The following is an 18556-nucleotide window of genomic DNA, read 5'->3' as shown; positions in this document are numbered from 1 at the left end:
GGGGCAGGCGCCGGGTTCGTCGCTGATCACTTCGGGATGCATCGGGCAGGTGTATTGCGCGGCGGTTTCAGCGCTGGCTTCGGCAACGACATGATCGGAGGAGTCATGCCTGGCCGCCATCGCATGGGCGGGGTCTTCGCTGGGCATCGGATGGTCCGTTCCGGGCATGGCGTGACCGGTATGGGAGGCGGATGCGGCGGCGTGTTTGCCATGGCCGTCGCCATGCCCGCCGTGTTCGTCCTGGGTCGCGACAGGCACCAGCGTCATGCCGCATTTGGGGCAGGCGCCGGGTTCGTCGCTGATCACTTCGGGATGCATCGGGCAGGTGTATTGCGCGGCGGTTTCGGCGCTGGTTTCGGCAACGACATGATCGGAGGGGTCATGCCTGGCCGCCATCGCATGGGCGGGGTCTTCGCTGGGCATCGGATGGTCCGTTCCGGGCATGGCGTGACCGGTATGGGAGGCGGAGGCAGTTTCACGCGGTACCAGTGTCATGCCGCATATCGGGCAGTTTCCTGGTTCATCACTGACAATTTGCGGATGCATCGGACAGGTGAATTCGGTGCGGGTCTGAAGCGCCGGAGCATCGTAGTCCTGCACCTCGGGCCGGAACGAGCCTTCGGCCAGAACCCGGCGCAGATCGGCCAGCGCCGTGACAAGCCCGGACTGGGTGAGCGGTCCGATAGCATCGGGGGTGGGCAGGGGGCCGACATCAACCGGACCCAAGGCGAGAATAGCGCGTGGGCGCGGCATCTGGGCGTAGGCAATGCTGGCGGCATCGCGCAGACCGGCAGGCAATGGCCCGAAGATCACAAGGACGCTGGCATGACGCGGCGTGGCAACCAGGTGCAGCCCGGCACCGGCAAGATCAAGTCCGTGCGCCCGCGCAACATCCGCGCCGGGCACCACGAAGGCGCAGAGATCGCGCGACATGGCCGCAGCGACCAGTCGCCGAAGCCCGGTCATCGCGCCTTGCCGCGCGCCGATCATTCCTGCCGCCTCAATGCGCCCTGGCTCCAACCGTAGAGCAGGCCGAGAAACAGAATCGCCAGGAACACGCCCATATCGAGCAGCGCAATCAGACCTTCTTCCCGGTAGACCACCGCCCACGGATACATGAAGGCCATTTCCATGTCGAACGCCAGAAACAGCAACGCATAGCCGTAGTATTTCGCGTGATAGCGCACCCACACCGGATCGCGCGACAGGCTGCCGGCCGTGGCGGGCACATCCTTGCCAGGTTCCGCCCGGCTGCGGCCGATGGCGCGGGCAAGCGCATAAAGACAGACCACAAAGCCGACAGCCCCCAGAGTCAGGCCGAGCAATATCGCGTATTGGGCAAGTGCACTCATTCCCTCATCGGTCCTCGCAATTTTTCTTGCTAATACCTTCGGCGATGCCGACGAAACCGGTAAACGACATTGTGCCGCATGCGTCTGGTAAACACCAAGCTGTCATAAGATGAAATACATTCAACAGCATATTTTCTGACCAGTCTGAAATTTCCTGAACTTACTATCGACGTATTGCGCAGGAAGGTTTCCAGACCGCACTGGCAGAGGAGCGTTGGACAGCGTGTAAACCTGATTCTTCCATGCCTGACGCCATTTCCCTAAAAAGACAACCAAGGCAGGCAGACAGGGCAGGCGGGTTGTCGGTGCCCGGAAACGACACTACAGATCAGCATATGAATGGGCGACCTGTGCCCTAGTGTCGGGGTTGTCCGCTTCATGTGCCTTTCCCAATCCGTCAGCTTCACCGCCGGCGCTTTTCTTGTCGTTGGTGGCGGTTTCGCCCTTACCAAGGCGTGGCAGATCAACAAGCGATACCTTCCGGTGGCGTTGATGCCACTGTTCGCGGGTCTGCAGCAATTCATGGAAGGCGGCGTCTGGTGGGGCGTGAATACCGGTGACCCTGGCACAACGCTTTGGGGCGCAATGGGGTTTATCTTTTTCACGTGGTTCATGTGGCCATTCTGGATTCCGGTGGCGAGCTATGTGCTGGAGCCGTCCGGAAGCAGCAGGAAACCCTGGATGCTGGCGATGTCGGTGGCAGGGCTGGCCTTTGGCCTCGCGCTTTACGTTCCGCATCTGCTCAACCCGGATTGGGTCGAGGTTTCGGTCAATCGCGATTCGCTGGCCTATGAGGGCACGATGATCCTTGATTATCTGATGCCGCGCGAACTGACCTATGTCATCTATCTGTTCCTGATCATCGCGCCGCCTGCGATCTCGACCTACCTGCACATGCGCTGGTTCGCGCTGACCATCGTGGCTGTGGTGGTGGTGGATATCCTGTTCCTTCGCTACGCCTACATCTCGTTTTTCTGCCTGCTTGCCGGGCTGGGCACGTTACATTTGATCTATATCATCATGCGCAATAAATGCGCCCGCGAATGTCCGATGCTGTTTGCCTAGCACCAGCTGGCCTCGCCCTCGTTCCTGCCGTCTATGACTTCGTGGACATTGGCCTCGAGCAGCCTGTAGCCGACGTTTCCGAAAAGCCTCTGGCGACCTTCGTTCATCAGGAATGTCGGGCTGCCTTTTATGTCCTTGGCCAAGCCTTGGGTGTAATCGGATTCAAGCCGCGCCAATGCCTCGGAGGACCGGATCGCGCGGTCGATCTGCCCGTAGTCGATGCCCAGTGCCTTGGCGATATCCCGGTGCGTGTCCCAGTCTGAAATGTCCCTGGCTTCCACGAAGAACGCCTTTCGAAGCGCCCAGGCTGCGCGCGTCGAAAGCTTTTCAAGATAAGGTTTCTGGTGCATGTCGTTCCGGTCCAGGTCTGCCTCGATGATTTCGACTGCTTTGACAAACAGATGCGCGGCGGCGGATGTGCGGGGAACGGTCCTGTTCCATACGTCGCTGTGAACTTCGATATGCGGAAACTTTTCGGCGACACTTCTGACATGCGCGCTGTAACCCTCGAACCCTCCCCTGTTTTGCCAAAGTAGGGCTATTTTTTCATGAGCATCCGGAAAAACGGAGCAGGCGTATGCTGTTATTTCGATCCGGTCACCGAAGGTTTCAATCAGCTTTTCGATTCGCAGCTGGGTGACATAGGCCCATATGCAAAGGATGTCGGAATAATATTCGATCTTGATGGGAGACATGCAAACCACTCTGCCAGCGTGAAAATTTGGGCCACGTTCATGCAAGGCCCCGATCAACGAGTGACATTTCGCCAATCAGCTTCATAGGGCAAGGCCCGGACCGGTGGCCAGCCGATACCGTGATACTTGTATGGAAAGCGCCATCCCGGTAGAAGCTTGTTGACGGCTTATGGGGCAGGGTGCGTCGATTTCAAGCATGATCGCGGATAATGCCTGTCCTGGCATTCTGAAATCAGCATGGAGCGGGGCGAATGACCGATCGTAACGCAATATCGGATCAAAAACATCGGGACGACGATCCTTCCATCAGGGCGCTTTCGGCCAACCGCCAGATGTTTTTGGGATTTCTCGTCAATCGCCTGGGCAATCTGTCCGAGGCCGAAGATGTTCTGCAGGAATTCTGCCTGAGGGTCATCAAGCGCAAGGATCAGTTGCGCGATGCTGAAAAGCTGAACGGCTGGCTCTATTCGGTGCTGCGTTCGGCCCTGAACGATCACTATCGCAAGACCGGTCGACGCAAACGCCTGGGCGATGCCGTCGCGATCGAAATGCAGTCAGCGGAGGAGACTTCGGACCCTGCTGAAACGATGGCCAGGATATGCGCCTGCGTGAATGGCCTGGTGCCGGAATTACGCGCCGCGGATGCCGACCTGATCCGCCGGATCGACATCGATGAAGATGACCGCGCCACGGTCGCCGCAGAGCTGGGGCTGAAACCGGGAACCCTGGCCGTGCGCCTGCACCGCGCCCGCGCAGCACTTGCCGACACGCTGCTGGGCCATTGCGGGTTCTGCTGCAAGCATGGCTTTGAGGATTGTTCCTGCCCGCCCGCCGGCTGCGAACATCCGGTCGCCCAAACCGATTGTACCGACGGAAGTTCCACTGTCTGACCGGGCGGCACCCCTCGTAATCTTTCCGCATCAAGCACGTCTAACCTGAGAGCGGTCTTCGGGCCGACACTGAGGAGGAGGACGACATATGACGGATGTGAAACGGTCATGTTCCGGATTCGACAGGGCAGAACTGTCCGACGACGAGGAATTGCGAGCCATTTTGGACGCCCTGTTCTGTACCTGCATCGAAGATCTGTCGACGCAGGATACCTTGCAGCACAGCGATCTTTTTCGTCTGGCCGAAATCGAAGGGCAAGCGTTGCCCGACGCGGCCCGAGCGCTTGGCCTTGACGTAGAAGAGGCCGAAAGGATGCTGACCAAGACCCGGCGAGAGATGGCCCTGCTGCTGGTCCTGGGGCTTTGCAAGCCGTCCAGTGCCGCGCAGAGCGCTGAAGCGCAGTTCCGCAGGTGCAGGTGCAAGACCATCTGACATTTCCTGCAAGAAACGGAAACACCTTCGAGCGCGGCCAGGCTACCAGTCTGCGCGACGATTTTTCGGACGTCTCCGAAATATCTGTAATGCCACGAAGCCACACACGTCTTTCTGTTCATGCGAAGTCCTGGCCGCGCATTCACGGAGAAACAGCCATGATAATTAGTTCATCCCGCCCTCTCGGACCGATGCAGACCCTGCGGCAGGGGCTGGCCGCCCTTCTTCTGGTCTTTGCAGGCGCGGCCTATGGGCAAACCTCAAGCGATTACGCAGTCGTCGATGGCGTGACGATCTATTATGCGGTTCTGCCTGCCGAGATGCTGCGCGGCTTTCCCCCGGGTTCCGATGAGGTGCAGATGCATGGCGGTGTGCCTGGCGGCAAGCATATCCACCATGTGCAGATCGCCCTTTTTGACGCCGGGACCAGCGTGCGCATCACCGATGCCCGCGTAACCGCCACAGTCGCCGAGGTCGGTTTGAGCAGCGAAGAGCTGAGCCTCAAGCCCTTTCTGGTGGGCGATGCCCTGACCTATGGCGGCTATTTCGAATTCCAGAAACGCGAACTTTACAAGATCGATGTGCGGGCAGCGCTGCCGGATGGCGGGCGCGTGATCGAGAAAACCTTCAACTACCGCCACCAGTGAAGCGCCGGAGATAAGGCCGCGCGGTCTGCCAGAGAATGGAAGCCAAATGACACTACGAACGACATACCTTGCCGCCTCGGTGGCGATTTTCAGTGGCCTGCTGGTCCTCGGCTGGGTCACGCATGGAACCGGCATCGTCAAGGACGACCCGGAGCGAAACATCGTGATCCCGGACGAACTGACCAGCGAGTTGCAGGTCAAGGCCGCATATGACGGCGAAAAGATATGGTTCCGCTACCGCTGGCCCGTCGACCGGCCCAGCATTTTCAACGATGTACTGGTCTATCAGGACGGCAAGTGGGAGACTCGCGGCGGCGAGGCGTTGGGGCCAAACCCGGACTTCCTGACCGAGGATCGGGTTGCGATGATGATCGACGACGGCTCCGTCCCGCTGTTCGGTCGCTATGGCGGCTACATCACCATCGGCGACGGGCTGACGACCTTTACCGGCGTGCCCGAAACCGAGGAAGAGCGCACGAAATACCTGCCCTCGACCCGGACCGACCCCAATGATTTCGAGGCCCTGAAACCTGAAAGCGATCTGGAGATGCTGCGCGCCGCCGGTCAGTTCATCGACCTGTGGCAATGGCGCTCCAGCCGGTCGAACCCGATCGGGCTGGGCGACGACGGTTTTGTCGCCGAAGAGCGTGGCGGTGACGCGGGCACCGGCCCCTATACGACAAACTGGGACAGTGCGACCGAACAGCCACTCTACATGTTCGACCCGGACGTCGCAGGCAGCGCCGCGCTGTCGATCGACGCGGTAACGGGCGGCGATGTCGGGTTCAACGACATCTACTACCTCAGCGCCGACACCGCCCTGCCTTTCGATCCGACGCTTGCCTGGAAAAACGGCGATACCATTCCGCGCCGCTATCTGCGCCCCGCCACAGGGTCTCGCGGTGACGTCGTGGAACCTTCCGTGGCGCGCTGGCGAAACGGGTTCTGGGACGTGACGCTGGTGCGCGACATGGATACCGGCAACCCGCTGGACGACAAGATCTTCCGCGATGGCGGCAGTTACGATCTGGCCTTCGCGGTGTTCCGGAACGCTTCGACCATGCGCTGGCACTATGTCACGTTGCCGGTCTCTCTCGGGCTGGAACAGCCCGCGCAGATGGTCGCTGAACGCATCGAGTCGGGCACCGAGCCGGATTGGACCCAACCCTGGACCGAGATCAAGACTTTCTATCCCGGCCAGGTCACCTGGGGTCGACTGACCGATGCACGCCAACACCCCGGTGCTGACCGTATCGCGCAGCGTGTGCCGGTGGCCGTCCGCCATACCGAGGAACAACTGGCGCTTTACGGTGTGCAGATGGAATTCGCCGAGGAAATCAGGCGCCAGTGGATCTGGACACTGATCGCAAGCCTCGGCCTGATCGTCGGGCTTGGCATCAACGTCAACCTACTGATGCGCCGCAATGAGGAGGAAGTGTGATGACCCGCCCGGACACGACACAGGCTCGCCTCCACACCGCAGAAAAGGCACGAAAGGATAACGACATGAAACGCTCTGGATGGATGGCGCGCGGCAGCCGGATCGGGCTGACAAGCGCCGGCATACTGGTGGCGGCGACCGGCGCGGCGCTGGCGCATGGCGCGGACGGCGGGGTGGCCGTGGCCGTCGAGGGCGCACCCTCGTGGTCGCTGAGCCCGGTCTATCACATTCTCGTGGCGCACTTCCCGGTCGGTCTTTGGATGACGGCCTATCTGTTCATCCTGATCCGCTCATTTTCAGATTCGAAGTTCGCGGTTCGCGTGCAAAATGCGATCTGGCCGGTGGCTGCCCTGGGCACACTGGTCGGTTTCGTGACCTACGGGCTGGGCCTGACGATTTATCCATGGTCGGCGATCACCGAAAGCCCGTTGGGCCGCAACCACATCATGCTAGCGACATGGACGCTGAGTTACTGGACCGTGATGAGCGTGCTCGGCTATCGTTTCCGCCGTCACCTGTTTGAAGGCGCACAGCGCTGGATCACCTTCACGCTGGCGACGATCGGCGCGATCGTCATCACGATCACCGGCACTCTGGGCGGTTCGTTGACCGGCACGCCGTCGCTGGTGACGAAAAGCCTCAGCTGGATCGGCTGGAACGTCTATATGACCTTCTATCTGCCGACCTGGATGTTGGCAGTCTATGTTGCGGGCGCGCTGCTGCTGATCGCCATCGGCATCATCGGCTGGAAACGCCGTGTCTGACAGGGACGCTCGGTTCGTCAGAGCAGTTGGAAAAGTCGGTAATCCGGAAACGGCGCTGCCGGATTATCTGGAACGCACCTATTGGTGGGCCTATCTCAGGCCCGCCAGTATCCGTATTTTTGACCACAAAGTAATAGTTTCGGCGATCCTCTGGGGCCAGTATCGCCGCTTGTCGGACATCGTGCTGACGAGGATTGCAGGTGGCAACCGGGTGCTGCAACTCGCCTGCGTCTATGGCGACCTGTCGCAGCGGCTGGCCAGGCAGGTCGGTCCGGAGGGTGCGCTCGACATCGTCGATGTTGCGCCGATCCAGATTGCCAATATCCTCCGCAAACTGGTGGGGATGGACTGGGTGCGAGCGAGTGTCGCCGATGCCACCACCACCCGTTCAGGCAGTTTCGACTGCGTGCTGAGCTTCTTTCTGCTGCACGAAATGCCGGACCCGCTGAAACGCCGCGTCGTCGATGCCGCGTTGGCGGCGGTGGCACCTGGCGGAAGGGCGATGTTTGTCGATTACGCTTGTCCGTTGCGATGGCACCCGCTGCGGCCGGTGATGGCGGCGGTATTCGCGCTTTTGGAACCCTATGCCACCGCGATGTGGCACACACCGATAGCTGCGCTGGCGTCGCACCCGCAGGAATTTTCCTGGACGCGAGAAACCCGTTTCGCAGGGCTTTTTCAGGTGGTCATCGCCGAACGTTTCAACGTCTGAAAATGCCTGTCCGGGCGCCATGGGCCTGTGCTTTGCGAAATCCCGCCGAAGATTGCCTTGGCATTTCCGAAAATGTGTAATGCCCGGCGCGATTGAGCGTCTTTCTATCAGTGGACGCAAGAGCTGTCCGCTTTCACAGTCAACAAGGTGAAATACCATGAACACCAAAATATTGATTGCCGCTGCTGCCATCGGTACCGCCGGCTTTGCCGGTGCCGCGCTTACCCATGAGATGGATACCGATCAGGACGGACTCTATTCGCTGACCGAAATGCGGACAGAATATGCTGACCTGACCGAAGCCGATTATGCCGCGCTGGACACCAATAAGGATGAAGCGGTGGACGCCGAGGAACTGGCGGCCGCGATCGAGTCCGGTCAACTGCCGTCGATGGAGTAACGTGCGTGCCGGTCTTCGGACCTGCGACAGGCGTCGTGCGGCGCGGTCGGCTGGTGAGGCCGGGAATTGACCGCCGGATCAGTCCGGACCGCGTCCAGACAGCAAATCCAAGTGCACGTTGCACCGGCTTGACCGGTGCAACGTGATCGGTTCAACGCGTCGTTGCGCCCATCGGCGTCTTCGGAACGAGCCGCTTCGAAGGCCGTAGGCAACACTGCCCACGACGGGAAAAGTCAATCCATGTAGTCGTGCACGACCCGGCCCAACCCAAGCGTCAGGTCGGCCAGCACATGCGTGGCCGACAGCACCTCCAGCACCGGCAACTGCGCGACGGGGGCGAGGGCATGGCCGTGCAGTTCCAGCGCCGCAGGGCCGCTCCACGCGCCTTTTACCGTGACATCTTCCAGATAATATTCGACCAGTTCGCAAATTCGCGGCGTGCAGTCGACATGCGGGATGATCTTGAGAAGATAGCTCGGAGCCAGCAGGCTTTCGCGCACCACGTCGCGGTCAAGTTCGCGGTGTTTGTAGCCCATGGTGCCGCTGGCGACCTGAATCGAACCGACATTGAGTGTGCCGACCAGCGTGTCCTTTTCAACATGCATGCAGGGCTCGGCCAGTTTCTTCGGAAAGCCCCAGATCTCGCGCCCACCCGCAATCGGGCTGTCATCGTTCAGATACATCGCATGGACATAACTGCCCTTGCGGCCCTCAAAATCGACCGGAATGACCTGACCGCTTTCGGTGTAATCGCCGAACCCGGTCGAATCCGGCATCCGTATGAATTCGTAATTCACAACCGGCTCGACCACTTCCAGCGGCTCGGGCACCACGGCGCGCAGGGCGTCGATATCGGTGCGGTAGGTGATGATCATGTATTCGCGATTGACGAATTTATACGGACCCGGCGGATAGGACGGGCTGGTGAGCGGCATCGCGAAGGCGGACTTGCGAACATCGGCAATTTTCATAGGGCTTTCCTTTTACGCAACCGTCAGGGCCGTGCATCTGCCAGATCGAAAATCCGAACCTGGGCGGGATCGTCATGGCGCGCGATCCATTCCGGATGGGCCAGGGTGGTGGCCGTATCCTGCGCACCGGCTTTCCAGTGATCCAGCATCGAGCTGCGCGAAAACTCATAGTCCTTGGACTGGGTCTCGTGCGGGGTCTGGCGGTAGATGAGGTGGGCGACAGTTATTTTCGGATCGTGTCTGTTTGTCAGCAACGCCCGTGCATCGGGATCGTCGCGCAACTCCGGTGGCAGTTTCTCGTATAGCCGCCGCCCCGCAACGTGGGATGTGTGCATCTCGCACAACATGTCGGTGTTGAGCCGGGTGCGGCTGGAAAAGCGGATGTCCTTGGCACGTGCCTCGATATCCCAGACCGAGGCGGGCAGGGGGCCGCGTGCACTGAACAGATCGACCTGAAACACGCAGAGATCGTCTGGCCCGCGTTCGTCATAGACATATTGCAAAGGCGTGTTCGACACCAAACCGCCATCCCAGTAGAATTGCCCATCGATCTCGACCGCTGGAAAACCGGGCGGCAGCGCGCCGCTGGCCATCACATGCTCTGGCCCGATCCTGTCATGTGCGCTGTCGAACCAGATCATGTTGCCGGTTTCGACATTGACCGCGCCCGTGCTGAATCGGGTCGGACCGTCGTTGAGGTAATCGAAATCCACCAGGTCCAGCAGTGTGTCGCGAAGCGGGGCGGTGTCGTAAAAACTTGTTGCTCCGGCGCTGCCGGGCGGCATCAGGAAAGCGGGCGGAAAACGTGGCTGGAAGAAGCCCGGCACCCCTGTCGCCATGACCGTTCCGGCGCTGAGTTCATTGAATATACCCCGCGCCGCGAAGCCCGACGGCAACTTGAATACCGCTGTCGCCTGCGAGACCCGTTCCCAGAACATGCGCAGGCGTTCCACGCGCCGCCCCGCCGGATTGCCCGCGATCAATGCCGCGTTGATCGCCCCGATAGAGACCCCTGCAACCCAGTCGGTATGTCGCCCGCTGGCAAACAGCGTCTCGAACGCGCCGGCCTGATAGGCCCCCAATGCACCGCCGCCCTGAAGCACCAGAACGTCCAGTTCCTTGATTTCCGTCGTCGCATTCATGGCGATTTCCGTCTTCGGGTGTCTTGCGCAGATACTGACGGGAACAACGCGTTTCAAGGCTCGGGGCGGAATGCCCGCCTTTCGATGAGGCGAATTCGCGGTGATATCCCGTGGTAATATCCAGTGACCGTCTTCCAGCGAATGGCCCGGCCCTGGCCCGGGTCGGGTGAAGGTGTTCGCCCCGTCATCCTGTTTTCGAACCCATCTGTAATATCGCGCGTCAGGGGACGTCTTAGTGATATCGGCGACTATGCGATCACGGCTTGAGCCTGGTTCCCGATCCTGTGTCGGAAAGGTGTGAAGTCAATGCAATGGGTAGTCTATAATTGGCCGCTTATAGTGCTGATCGGCAGTGGCATCTTCGCCTGCTTCCGTTTTCCGCAGCTCCGACAGCCATGGACGCCACGGGAGGCCGGAGTGATCGCCGCCAGTCATCGGGACGGATCCCGGACTGGCTTTACGGCTATGGCTTGGAACGATCCCCTCGCGGGTCTGCACGCACACGATATCTGCGACAGGAGCATATCATGACCGATTGTTACAACACCGACCAGACCTCGGCACCTATCCTGAAGCGCCCGTTCGTATCGCAATGGCTGCTGGAACGCGCACTTAAATCGGTCATCCGCCGTGGCACGCTGCATCTGCGTCTGCCCGATGGAACCAGGCGAAAATTCGGAAAGGGCAGACCCGAAATCGCGATCGCAATCCGTGACTGGAGCACACTGCGACGTGTCGCGTTCAATGCGGATATAGCCATCGGCGAAGCCTGGATGGACGGCACTCTGACGGTTGAACGCGGCGATATCTACGGCTTTCTCGATCTCTGCCTTTCCAACACCCGAACAGGGGCAGGTTACGGGCTGCGTCGGATGCAGCAAAGGCTGCGGCGGCTGGTGCGGCCGCTGTTGATGCACAATCCCGTCGGCAAGGCGCAGGAGAACGTCGCGCATCATTATGACCTGAGCGACGAACTCTACGATCTGTTCCTCGATCCCGAGCGGCAATATTCCTGCGCCTACTACGCAACGCCCGACGACAGCCTTGAGGAAGCGCAGACGCGCAAGATGCGCTACATCGCTGCCAAGCTCCGGCTGGAACCGGGACTGAGGCTGCTTGATATCGGCTCGGGCTGGGGCGGGCTGGGATTGTTCATGGCGCGCATGGCAGGCGCGGATGTTACCGGGGTAACGCTGTCGGTCGAACAACAGAAACATGCCGAGGCGCGCGCGGACCGGGAAGGGCTTGGCGACCGGGCACGTTTCATGCTGCGCGACTATCGGCAGGAACAGGGGCATTACGACCGGATTGTCTCGGTCGGTATGTTCGAACATGTCGGTGCAGGACACTACGACGAATATTTCGCCAAGGTCGCGGCGTTGCTGAAAGATGATGGCGTGGCGCTGATCCATACCATCGGCAGCACGGCCGAACCCGCTGCGCCGCATCCCTGGATAAGAAAATACATCTTCCCCGGCGGATATATCCCTTCGCTCTCCGAGATCATGCCGGCGATCGAGAAGAGCGGACTGGTGGTGAGCGACATCGAAGTGCTGCGGTTGCACTACGCCGAGACGCTGAAAGCCTGGCGCGCGCGCTTCATGGCGCGCCGCCATGAGGTTGCATCGCTTTACGACGAGCGGTTCTGCCGGATGTGGGAATTCTACCTTGCCGCTTGCGAGGCCGGGTTTCGTCACAACGGTCTGGTGGTGTTCCAGCTTCAGCTGGCGCATCGTGTCGATGCCGTGCCGCTGACCCGCGATTATCTGATCGAAGCCGCAAGCGTGCCGCGCCCTCAATTGTCGGCAGATGCGACTGTCGGCGCACGTTTCGAAACGGGCGGGCGCGTGAAGGAACCGACCGTCTGCACGACCACCGGATGATCGCGACATCGCGGATCGTGCTGGTGATGTTCCTTTGGGCGGTCTGCTTTCCGCTCATTACTGCGGGCTTTGCCTATGCATCGCATCTCACCTTCGCGGCGCTGCGCGCCTTTCTGGCGGGGGCTGCACTGATCGGTTTGGGACTGGTCCTCGGACGCCCGTGGCCACAGGGGGGCCGGACGTGGCTTACCCTGATCGCCGTCGGCTTCGGGGCCACCAGCCTCGGATATCTGGGCATGTTCATGGCCTCCGAGTTCATTCTGCCCGGCATTGCGACGGTTCTTGCCAATACCCAGCCGCTTCTGGCGGCGGTCCTTGCGGGTTTTGTCCTGCAAGAGCGTCTCGGGCACATTGGCTGGACCGGCATGGGGCTGGGCTTTGGCGGTATCGTCCTGATCGCGCTGCCACAGCTTTTCACCCTGGAGGCAGGGAGTTTCGGACTGGGGGCGTCCTATATCCTGCTGGCGGCTCTCGGCATCACCATCAGCAACGTTCTGATCCGGACCATCGCCGGAAAGACAGACCCTGTCATGGCTATGGGTGCCCAACTGATGATTGGCGGCCTGCCCCTGCTGGCCGGGGCCTTTGTCTTCGAGGATCCGGCCAATGTTCGCTGGTCGCTGGAATTCGTCATGATCCTGGGCGCGCTCAGCCTTTTCGGCTCTTCGCTGGCCTATTGGCTCTGGGGTGAAATCCTCGCCACGACCGAATTGAATCGCGCCAACGCCTTCAGCTTTCTGGTCCCGATCTTCGGTCTTGCGATGGGGGTGGCATTTTTCGGCGAGCGTCTGGGTTGGATCGAGGTCGCGGGTATCAGCCTGTCGCTTGCTGGCATCGCGCTGGCCAACCGGCGTCCCGCAGCCGATGACCCGATGACAGCCGGAGCGCTGCAGGGCGAAGGATCGGAACCCTGACGACGCAGTTTTCTCAAGCTTCAAGCAGCGCATCAATGACGGCGCAGTCCGGGGCGGCGTCGCCGGTACATCTGGCAACAGTCTCTGACAGGACACGTTCAATCCGGGCCAGATCGGCAATTTTGGCCTGAACATCTTTCAGGTGGCTCTCGGCAACAGCCTGGACCTCGGCACAGGTTTGGGTCCGATTATCGACCAATCCCATCAGCTCCCGGATTTCTTCCAGACTGAAGCCCAGATCGCGGGACCGCATGACGAATTTCAATCGCCTGACATGGGTCTCGTCATAGCTTCGATAGCCTTTTGCGCTGCGTGGCGGATCGGGCATGATGCCGACCGTTTCATAATAGCGGATGGTTTCGAGGTTGCAGCCAGTGGCCCGCGCCAAGTCGACCCGCCGCAGCGGTTTCACGCTTCTGTCATGCATTTTACGCAAAAGCCCCTTGAGCCTGTATCAGCTACAGACCTTAGGAGGATGGAAACAACCAATCAAGGGCGATTCGATGGAGCAGGGTTTAACGGAGCAGATCCCCGGCCAGACGGGACGGACCGATGATGAAACCGCAAAGGGCTGGGGCGCGACCGGCTTTGGCGTTCTGGGCGCGGTGACAATGACCTCGTGCTGTATCCTGCCGCTGGTCCTTGTGAGCTTCGGCGTGACAGGCGTTTTCATCGCGCAGCTTGGCGCGCTCTATGCCTACAAGTGGTACACTTTCGCTCTGAGCGCCGCATTCATAGGATACGGGTTTTACAAGGCCTACAAGCCTGTGAGCGCGGAGGTTTGTGCGGACGGCACTTGTGCGCGTCCGGTTGATCGTCGCGTGATGCGGGCGACGCTCTGGATTGCCACCGTGATAGTCGTTGTCGCGATGATCTTTCCATACATCACCCCGTATATCCTGAAATTCTGAGCAAGGATCAAATTCATGAAGCACCTACTGTTGTCATCGGCACTCACCGTTGCCGCGCTATCGTCTGCGGCCTTGGCTGAAGAGCGCAGGATCGAGATCACCGTCGGCGAATTGACCTGTCCGTCCTGTTCTTTCATCGTCGCGAGCGCTCTCCGGGGCGTTCCGTCAGTGGAAATCAATGGCTTTGAGGATGGACCGGAGGACGGTCAGGGTATCTTCGCCGTGAGTTTTGAAGATACCGAAACAACCGTAGCGAGCATCATCGCGGCAGTGACTGCCAACGGCTATCCGGCGTCTGTTCTGCCCGAAATTGACTCGTGAAGCGCCAAACCCCGGTCATTCCTCAACGTAGTTCAATGAAAGCCAGACCCTTGACGGACACACCTGAAACCCCCGACCGATTGCTGAAACGAGGGCTCGGCGGTGCGCTCTTCATGGCTGTTTGTTGCTTTACACCGCTGCTGGTCGTCGTTGTAGCAGGTGTCGGCCTGTCTGCCCTGACCGGCTGGCTCGATTATGTACTGTTCCCGCTGCTGTTCTTATGCCTTGCCGTCGTTGCACAGGCGCTCTGGTTGCGCGCGGGCCGACGGGGACCAAGTCCGAAACTCTGGGCGACGGCGATTGCCGCTTTGTTGTCGGCTGCCCTCATCTGGCTGGAGTTCCGTTTTGCCCTCCGCATCTCCCTCGGTGCGTTTGCCGCTGTCGGACTCTACGCCCTTTTCCTCAACCGGATGAAACCCAGCGAAGCGATACGATGATTACAGCCGTCGAGGCGATCGACTGTCTGATTGTCGCCAGACAGAACAATCCAGACACAAATGAGGCATACCAATATGAAAGACACTGACAGGAATGACGACGGCTACGGCGGCTACGACCTGATTGTCATAGGAGCCGGATCGGCAGGGTTTTCTGCGTCGATCACCGCTGCTGACGCGGGCAAGCGCGTGGCGCTTGTCGGGCACGGCACCATTGGGGGCACATGCGTGAATGTCGGGTGCGTGCCGTCGAAAGCGATGATCCGCGCGGCCGAGGCGATCCATGGGGCCCACGCGGCCGGGCGGTTTCCCGGCCTGTCCGGTCAGGCCCAGGTTGATGACTGGCAAACGCTGGTTCAGTCCAAGGACGATCTGGTGGCGACCCTGCGTCAGAAGAAATACGCTGACCTGCTGCCGCAATATGCCGGTGTCGATTACATTGATGACGGCCCTGCGCAAATCATTGAAGGCGGTATCATCGTCGGCGGCCGCACCCTGACCGCGCCAAAGCTGATCGTCGCTACGGGAGGACGCCCGGTCCTGCCGGCGATTGACGGGATCGAGGAGATCGGCGCGCTCGACAGCACCAGCCTTCTGGAACTGACGACCCTACCTGAAAGTCTGATCTTCATCGGCGCGGGATACATCGGCGCGGAACTGGCACAGATGATGGGCAGGATGGGCGTCAAGGTCACGCTGGTCACGCGGTCGCGCCTGTTGCCGGGTGCAGAGCCAGAAGTATCGGAGGCCTTGACGGACGCCTTTGCGGCCGAGGGGATCACGCTGCTGACTGGGCTGAGCTATAACAGCGTGCGCCGTGATGCGGCGGGCGTGACCCTGCGGGTCATACGGGACGGCGAACCTGTCGAAGTGACGGCGGATCATCTTGTTTCAACCGCTGGAAGGCGTGCCAATACCGATGGTCTGGGATTGGAAGAGGTCGGCGTAGAGACCAACGCGCGCGGATCCATCGTGATTGGCGACGACATGCGGACCTCGGTGCCCGGCATCTACGCGGCGGGCGATGTGACCGACCGGGATCAGTTCGTCTACATGGCTGCTTACGGCGCCAAGCTTGCAGTGAAGAATGCCGTTCTGGGCGGTGACCAGCGCTACGATAATTCCGTCATGCCATGGGTCGTGTTTTCTGACCCTCAGGTTGCCGGTGTCGGCCTCGGCGAGCATGAGGCGCGGGAGGCCGGATTCGATGTCAAGACCTCCATCGTGCCGCTCGATCAGGTGCCGCGCGCACTGGCCGCCCGCGACACACGTGGATTGATCAAGCTGGTAGCGGACAAGGACTCTGACAGACTGCTTGGCGGCCAGATCGTGGCACCCGAAGGGTCGGACACCATCCAGACACTGGTCATGGCTCTGAAGTTCGGGATGACGACAAAGACACTGGGCGAGACGATCTTCCCCTATCTGACGACCGTGGAAGGCCTGAAGCTGGCGGCGCAGACCTTCGATATGGACGTGGCGAAATTAAGCTGCTGTGCGGGATAAGACATTAAGCGAGGACCAGAATATGGAAGAAATATACGACCTGATCGTTATCGGCGCAGGCATGGCCGGGGTCACGGCGGCGAACAAATGTGGAGCTGCGGGCTGGCGTGTGGCTATCGTCGATGCGCTGCCCTACGGCGGCACCTGCGCATTGCGCGGCTGTGATCCAAAGAAAATCCTCCGGCGCGGCGCAGAGATCGTCGATGCCGCACAACTGATGCAGGGCAAGGGGATCGACCCCCATGGCCTGACGATCAACTGGTCCGACCTGATGGCCCACAAGCGCGGCTTCACCGATCCGGTCCCGGACAAGATGGAGAAAGGCCTGACGGGTAACGGTGTCGAGACATTGCACGGTGCTGCGCGATTTACCGGGACAAATACGCTGGAAGTCGATGGAAAGCCGTATGAGGCGCGCCGCTTTCTTGTCGCTGCCGGTGCGATGCCCAGGCCGGTTCGTTTTGACGGAGCCGATCTGATGATCGACAGCACGGAATTCCTCAATCTGAAGGCGCTGCCCAAGCGCATCCTTTTTGTCGGCGGCGGCTTCGTATCCTTTGAGTTTGCCCATATTGCGGCCCGTGCCGGCGCGGCGCCGGTTATCGTTGATCGCGGCCCACGACCGTTGAGAGCCTTTGACCCCGATCTGGTCGAGATGATGATCGAGCGCAGCGCACGCATCGGAGTGGAACTGCAGCGCGAAACCGAGATCGTATCGGTTGCGGAGAACGGTGGCGTCTTCACTGTCGAGGTGACATCGGGAGGACAGGCCAGGACCATCGAGACCGATCTGGTGGTACATGGCGCAGGTCGCATCGCGGCCCTTGCGGACCTGAACCTGGAGGCCGCGGGCGTCACCTATGGCGACAAGGGCATTGCAGTGGCACCGCATCTGCAAAGCACGGCGAACAGCGCGATCTTTGCCGCCGGAGACTCCGCCGATACCGGGGGCATGCCGCTGACGCCGGTTGCCGTGATCGAAGGCAAGGTCGCGGCCTCGAACATGCTTAAGGACGCTCAGGTGGCACCGGACTACGCAGGTATTCCGACGGCGGTATTCACGGTTCCTGAACTGGCCCGTGTCGGACTGCTGGAGGCGGAAGCCAAAGAGGCCGGGCACGATGTCGACGTCCGATTTACCGACACTGGCGGCTGGTATTCCAATTATCGGATCGGAGAGACATCCGCCGCCGCGAAAATCCTGGTGGACAAGTCGGACGGCAAGATCCTCGGGGCGCATATGTTCGGGCCGGAGTATGGCGAGCTGATCAACTTTTTCGGTCTGGCGATAAAGCTGGGGCTGACCGCAAAACAGCTCAGGTCGATGACAGCGGTCTATCCCAGTGTAGGGTCGGATTTGGGATCGCTTCTTTGATCGAACATGGGTCTTTTGGCACAGGCATGACAGTCAATGACCGTTGTCGCGATAGGCGGCAGGGTTTGCTGGCGGTGTGACGTTGGAAGGATTCGGGGTATGGTCAGGGCCGGATATCTCCGGCCCTGAAAGCAATGTCGCCCAGTTGCGCAGTCCTTGTCTTCACGCGGAGCCGGACCGGACGGATATGGCTTTACATATCCATCGCCATTCCAGGTGTGGCGATCTGTCCCATCATGCCCATCTGCATGTGGTAGGGCAGCATGCACATGAACATCCAGCCACCTGGTCGAAGAACTTCGGCCACAAAGGTAATCTCCTCGCCGGGCAGCATCAGCGACTTTTCATAAAGCGCCACATGTTCCAGAAGACTCCAATCGGCCCGCCGGGCGCGGTAATTCACGCCCTGCATTCCGGCCATACTCATGAACATGAACTCGTGCAGGGTCTCACCATCATTGCGCAACGTGAAGCGGATCCTCTCCCCGGGCTGAGCTTCGATATCGAGGTCGGAAAACGTCCATTCCGACATCGACAGGCTGATTTCACGGTCGAAAGGACCGTCATCGGTAATGATCAGCCCGGCCATTTGCCCCGCCATCAGGCGTTCGGTTTCTTCTTCGCTGATCTCGCCATCATCCACAGCCATGTCGCCCATGTCGGTGGCGGCAGGCGTGCCCATGTCCATGTTGCCCAT

22 protein-coding genes are annotated in these 18556 nt (G+C 60.3%); 15 read left to right on the top strand and 7 right to left on the bottom strand.

Annotation, left to right across the window (positions count from 1 at the left end):
* Positions 1 to 990, bottom strand: a 990-nt coding sequence (locus tag BMY38_RS18100) for a heavy metal-binding domain-containing protein (RefSeq protein WP_281243214.1), incomplete at its 3' end; no start/stop codon positions are given.
* Positions 987 to 1352, bottom strand: coding sequence for an NADH-quinone oxidoreductase subunit A (locus BMY38_RS08975; RefSeq protein ID WP_092761973.1), 366 nt, complete (start codon positions 1350 to 1352; stop codon positions 987 to 989). The genes BMY38_RS18100 and BMY38_RS08975, both read right to left, overlap by 4 nt.
* Before the next feature lie 378 nt (positions 1353 to 1730).
* On the opposite strand from BMY38_RS08975, the gene BMY38_RS08970 reads away from it, so the two are divergent.
* Entirely contained in the window at positions 1731 to 2417 is a 687-nt protein-coding gene (locus BMY38_RS08970) for a DUF6629 family protein (protein WP_092761971.1), read from the top strand.
* On the opposite strand, the gene BMY38_RS08965 is transcribed toward BMY38_RS08970, so the two are convergent.
* Entirely contained in the window at positions 2414 to 3112 is a 699-nt protein-coding gene (locus BMY38_RS08965) for a DsbA family oxidoreductase (RefSeq protein ID WP_092761969.1), read from the bottom strand. The genes BMY38_RS08970 and BMY38_RS08965 overlap by 4 nt on opposite strands.
* A 251-nt stretch (positions 3113 to 3363) precedes the next feature.
* On the opposite strand from BMY38_RS08965, the gene BMY38_RS08960 reads away from it, so the two are divergent.
* From BMY38_RS08960 to BMY38_RS08930, 7 genes are all read left to right on the top strand, one after another.
* Positions 3364 to 4002 carry an RNA polymerase sigma factor gene (locus tag BMY38_RS08960; RefSeq protein ID WP_092761968.1) on the top strand — a complete coding sequence of 213 codons (639 nt, stop codon included), beginning with the start codon at positions 3364 to 3366 and terminating at the stop codon, positions 4000 to 4002.
* Positions 4003 to 4090: 88 nt separating this feature from the next.
* Positions 4091 to 4435 (top strand): hypothetical protein, encoded by a 345-nt coding sequence (locus BMY38_RS08955; RefSeq protein WP_092761967.1) that lies wholly within the window; start codon positions 4091 to 4093, stop codon positions 4433 to 4435.
* Positions 4436 to 4593: 158 nt separating this feature from the next.
* The gene (locus tag BMY38_RS08950) at positions 4594 to 5082 is read left to right on the top strand and encodes a hypothetical protein (RefSeq protein WP_139204686.1); all 489 of its coding nucleotides are present in this window, start codon (positions 4594 to 4596) and stop codon (positions 5080 to 5082) included.
* 46 nt (positions 5083 to 5128) lie between these two features.
* Positions 5129 to 6523: an ethylbenzene dehydrogenase-related protein gene (locus tag BMY38_RS08945; RefSeq protein WP_217638795.1), complete on the top strand. Its 1395-nt coding sequence runs from the start codon at positions 5129 to 5131 to the stop codon at positions 6521 to 6523.
* 65 nt (positions 6524 to 6588) lie between these two features.
* On the top strand, positions 6589 to 7287 hold the full coding sequence (locus BMY38_RS08940; protein WP_139204685.1) for a DUF2231 domain-containing protein: 699 nt from the start codon (positions 6589 to 6591) through the stop codon (positions 7285 to 7287).
* Positions 7280 to 7999 (top strand): rhodoquinone biosynthesis methyltransferase RquA, encoded by a 720-nt coding sequence (gene rquA, locus BMY38_RS08935; protein WP_092761961.1) that lies wholly within the window; start codon positions 7280 to 7282, stop codon positions 7997 to 7999. The genes BMY38_RS08940 and rquA overlap by 8 nt, the downstream gene beginning before the upstream one ends.
* Positions 8000 to 8156: 157 nt before the next feature.
* The gene (locus BMY38_RS08930; protein ID WP_092761959.1) at positions 8157 to 8399 is read left to right on the top strand and encodes an EF-hand domain-containing protein; all 243 of its coding nucleotides are present in this window, start codon (positions 8157 to 8159) and stop codon (positions 8397 to 8399) included.
* Between the two features lie 233 nt (positions 8400 to 8632).
* Here BMY38_RS08930 and BMY38_RS08925 read toward each other — a convergent pair whose 3' ends face one another.
* Both BMY38_RS08925 and BMY38_RS08920 read right to left on the bottom strand, forming a co-directional pair.
* Positions 8633 to 9370 (bottom strand): acetoacetate decarboxylase, encoded by a 738-nt coding sequence (locus tag BMY38_RS08925; protein ID WP_092761957.1) that lies wholly within the window; start codon positions 9368 to 9370, stop codon positions 8633 to 8635.
* A gap of 23 nt (positions 9371 to 9393) precedes the next feature.
* The gene (locus BMY38_RS08920) at positions 9394 to 10512 is read right to left on the bottom strand and encodes a DUF3734 domain-containing protein (RefSeq protein ID WP_092761955.1); all 1119 of its coding nucleotides are present in this window, start codon (positions 10510 to 10512) and stop codon (positions 9394 to 9396) included.
* Positions 10513 to 11039: 527 nt separating this feature from the next.
* On the opposite strand from BMY38_RS08920, the gene BMY38_RS08915 reads away from it, so the two are divergent.
* Together BMY38_RS08915 and BMY38_RS08910 are read left to right on the top strand one after the other, a co-directional pair.
* A complete protein-coding gene (locus tag BMY38_RS08915; RefSeq protein WP_092761953.1) occupies positions 11040 to 12395 on the top strand; it encodes an SAM-dependent methyltransferase in 1356 nt (451 codons plus the stop codon).
* Positions 12392 to 13309 (top strand): DMT family transporter, encoded by a 918-nt coding sequence (locus BMY38_RS08910; protein ID WP_092761951.1) that lies wholly within the window; start codon positions 12392 to 12394, stop codon positions 13307 to 13309. Before BMY38_RS08915 ends, BMY38_RS08910 begins: the two co-directional genes overlap by 4 nt.
* Positions 13310 to 13322: 13 nt before the next feature.
* Here BMY38_RS08910 and BMY38_RS08905 read toward each other — a convergent pair whose 3' ends face one another.
* Positions 13323 to 13721, bottom strand: a complete 399-nt coding sequence (locus BMY38_RS08905; RefSeq protein WP_092761949.1) for a MerR family transcriptional regulator — start codon at positions 13719 to 13721, stop codon at positions 13323 to 13325.
* 91 nt (positions 13722 to 13812) lie between these two features.
* Here BMY38_RS08905 and BMY38_RS08900 point away from each other — a divergent pair, with 91 nt between their 5' ends.
* The 5 genes from BMY38_RS08900 to BMY38_RS08880 all read left to right on the top strand — a co-directional run bounded on the left by BMY38_RS08900 (position 13813) and on the right by BMY38_RS08880 (position 17859).
* Entirely contained in the window at positions 13813 to 14220 is a 408-nt protein-coding gene (locus BMY38_RS08900; RefSeq protein ID WP_092761947.1) for a mercuric transporter MerT family protein, read from the top strand.
* 15 nt (positions 14221 to 14235) lie between these two features.
* Entirely contained in the window at positions 14236 to 14541 is a 306-nt protein-coding gene (locus tag BMY38_RS08895) for a heavy-metal-associated domain-containing protein (RefSeq protein WP_092761945.1), read from the top strand.
* Positions 14542 to 14591: 50 nt separating this feature from the next.
* Positions 14592 to 14978: a mercury resistance system transport protein MerF gene (merF, locus tag BMY38_RS08890; RefSeq protein WP_245737552.1), complete on the top strand. Its 387-nt coding sequence runs from the start codon at positions 14592 to 14594 to the stop codon at positions 14976 to 14978.
* 75 nt (positions 14979 to 15053) lie between these two features.
* Entirely contained in the window at positions 15054 to 16484 is a 1431-nt protein-coding gene (gene merA, locus BMY38_RS08885) for a mercury(II) reductase (protein ID WP_092761941.1), read from the top strand.
* A 22-nt stretch (positions 16485 to 16506) separates the two neighbouring features.
* Entirely contained in the window at positions 16507 to 17859 is a 1353-nt protein-coding gene (locus BMY38_RS08880; protein WP_092761939.1) for a dihydrolipoyl dehydrogenase family protein, read from the top strand.
* Positions 17860 to 18052: 193 nt separating this feature from the next.
* Here the strand turns inward: BMY38_RS08880 and BMY38_RS08875 are convergent.
* A partial coding sequence (locus BMY38_RS08875) for a multicopper oxidase domain-containing protein (protein WP_092761937.1) occupies positions 18053 to 18556 on the bottom strand: 504 nt, incomplete at its 5' end.

This window comes from Jannaschia helgolandensis, from assembly GCF_900109285.1.
Taxonomy (GTDB): Bacteria; Pseudomonadota; Alphaproteobacteria; order Rhodobacterales; family Rhodobacteraceae; genus Jannaschia; species Jannaschia helgolandensis.
Note: the sequence above shows the minus strand (reverse complement) of the source record. Positions and strands in the feature narration are given on the sequence as shown.

Bases quoted from the DNA above. Each gene is read 5' to 3' on its own strand.
- BMY38_RS08925 (WP_092761957.1), bottom strand. From the start codon at position 9,370: ATGAAAATTGCCGATGTTCGCAAGTCCGCCTTCGCGATGCCGCTCACC.
- merA (WP_092761941.1), top strand. From the start codon at position 15,054: ATGAAAGACACTGACAGGAATGACGACGGCTACGGCGGCTACGACCTG.
- BMY38_RS08915 (WP_092761953.1), top strand. From the start codon at position 11,040: ATGACCGATTGTTACAACACCGACCAGACCTCGGCACCTATCCTGAAG.
- BMY38_RS08950 (WP_139204686.1), top strand. From the start codon at position 4,594: ATGATAATTAGTTCATCCCGCCCTCTCGGACCGATGCAGACCCTGCGG.
- BMY38_RS08895 (WP_092761945.1), top strand. From the start codon at position 14,236: ATGAAGCACCTACTGTTGTCATCGGCACTCACCGTTGCCGCGCTATCG.
- BMY38_RS08910 (WP_092761951.1), top strand. From the start codon at position 12,392: ATGATCGCGACATCGCGGATCGTGCTGGTGATGTTCCTTTGGGCGGTC.
- BMY38_RS08970 (WP_092761971.1), top strand. From the start codon at position 1,731: ATGTGCCTTTCCCAATCCGTCAGCTTCACCGCCGGCGCTTTTCTTGTC.
- BMY38_RS08920 (WP_092761955.1), bottom strand. From the start codon at position 10,512: ATGAATGCGACGACGGAAATCAAGGAACTGGACGTTCTGGTGCTTCAG.
- BMY38_RS08880 (WP_092761939.1), top strand. From the start codon at position 16,507: ATGGAAGAAATATACGACCTGATCGTTATCGGCGCAGGCATGGCCGGG.
- BMY38_RS08975 (WP_092761973.1), bottom strand. From the start codon at position 1,352: ATGAGTGCACTTGCCCAATACGCGATATTGCTCGGCCTGACTCTGGGG.
- BMY38_RS08955 (WP_092761967.1), top strand. From the start codon at position 4,091: ATGACGGATGTGAAACGGTCATGTTCCGGATTCGACAGGGCAGAACTG.
- BMY38_RS08965 (WP_092761969.1), bottom strand. From the start codon at position 3,112: ATGTCTCCCATCAAGATCGAATATTATTCCGACATCCTTTGCATATGG.
- BMY38_RS08900 (WP_092761947.1), top strand. From the start codon at position 13,813: ATGGAGCAGGGTTTAACGGAGCAGATCCCCGGCCAGACGGGACGGACC.
- BMY38_RS08940 (WP_139204685.1), top strand. From the start codon at position 6,589: ATGAAACGCTCTGGATGGATGGCGCGCGGCAGCCGGATCGGGCTGACA.
- BMY38_RS08930 (WP_092761959.1), top strand. From the start codon at position 8,157: ATGAACACCAAAATATTGATTGCCGCTGCTGCCATCGGTACCGCCGGC.
- BMY38_RS08960 (WP_092761968.1), top strand. From the start codon at position 3,364: ATGACCGATCGTAACGCAATATCGGATCAAAAACATCGGGACGACGAT.
- BMY38_RS08945 (WP_217638795.1), top strand. From the start codon at position 5,129: ATGACACTACGAACGACATACCTTGCCGCCTCGGTGGCGATTTTCAGT.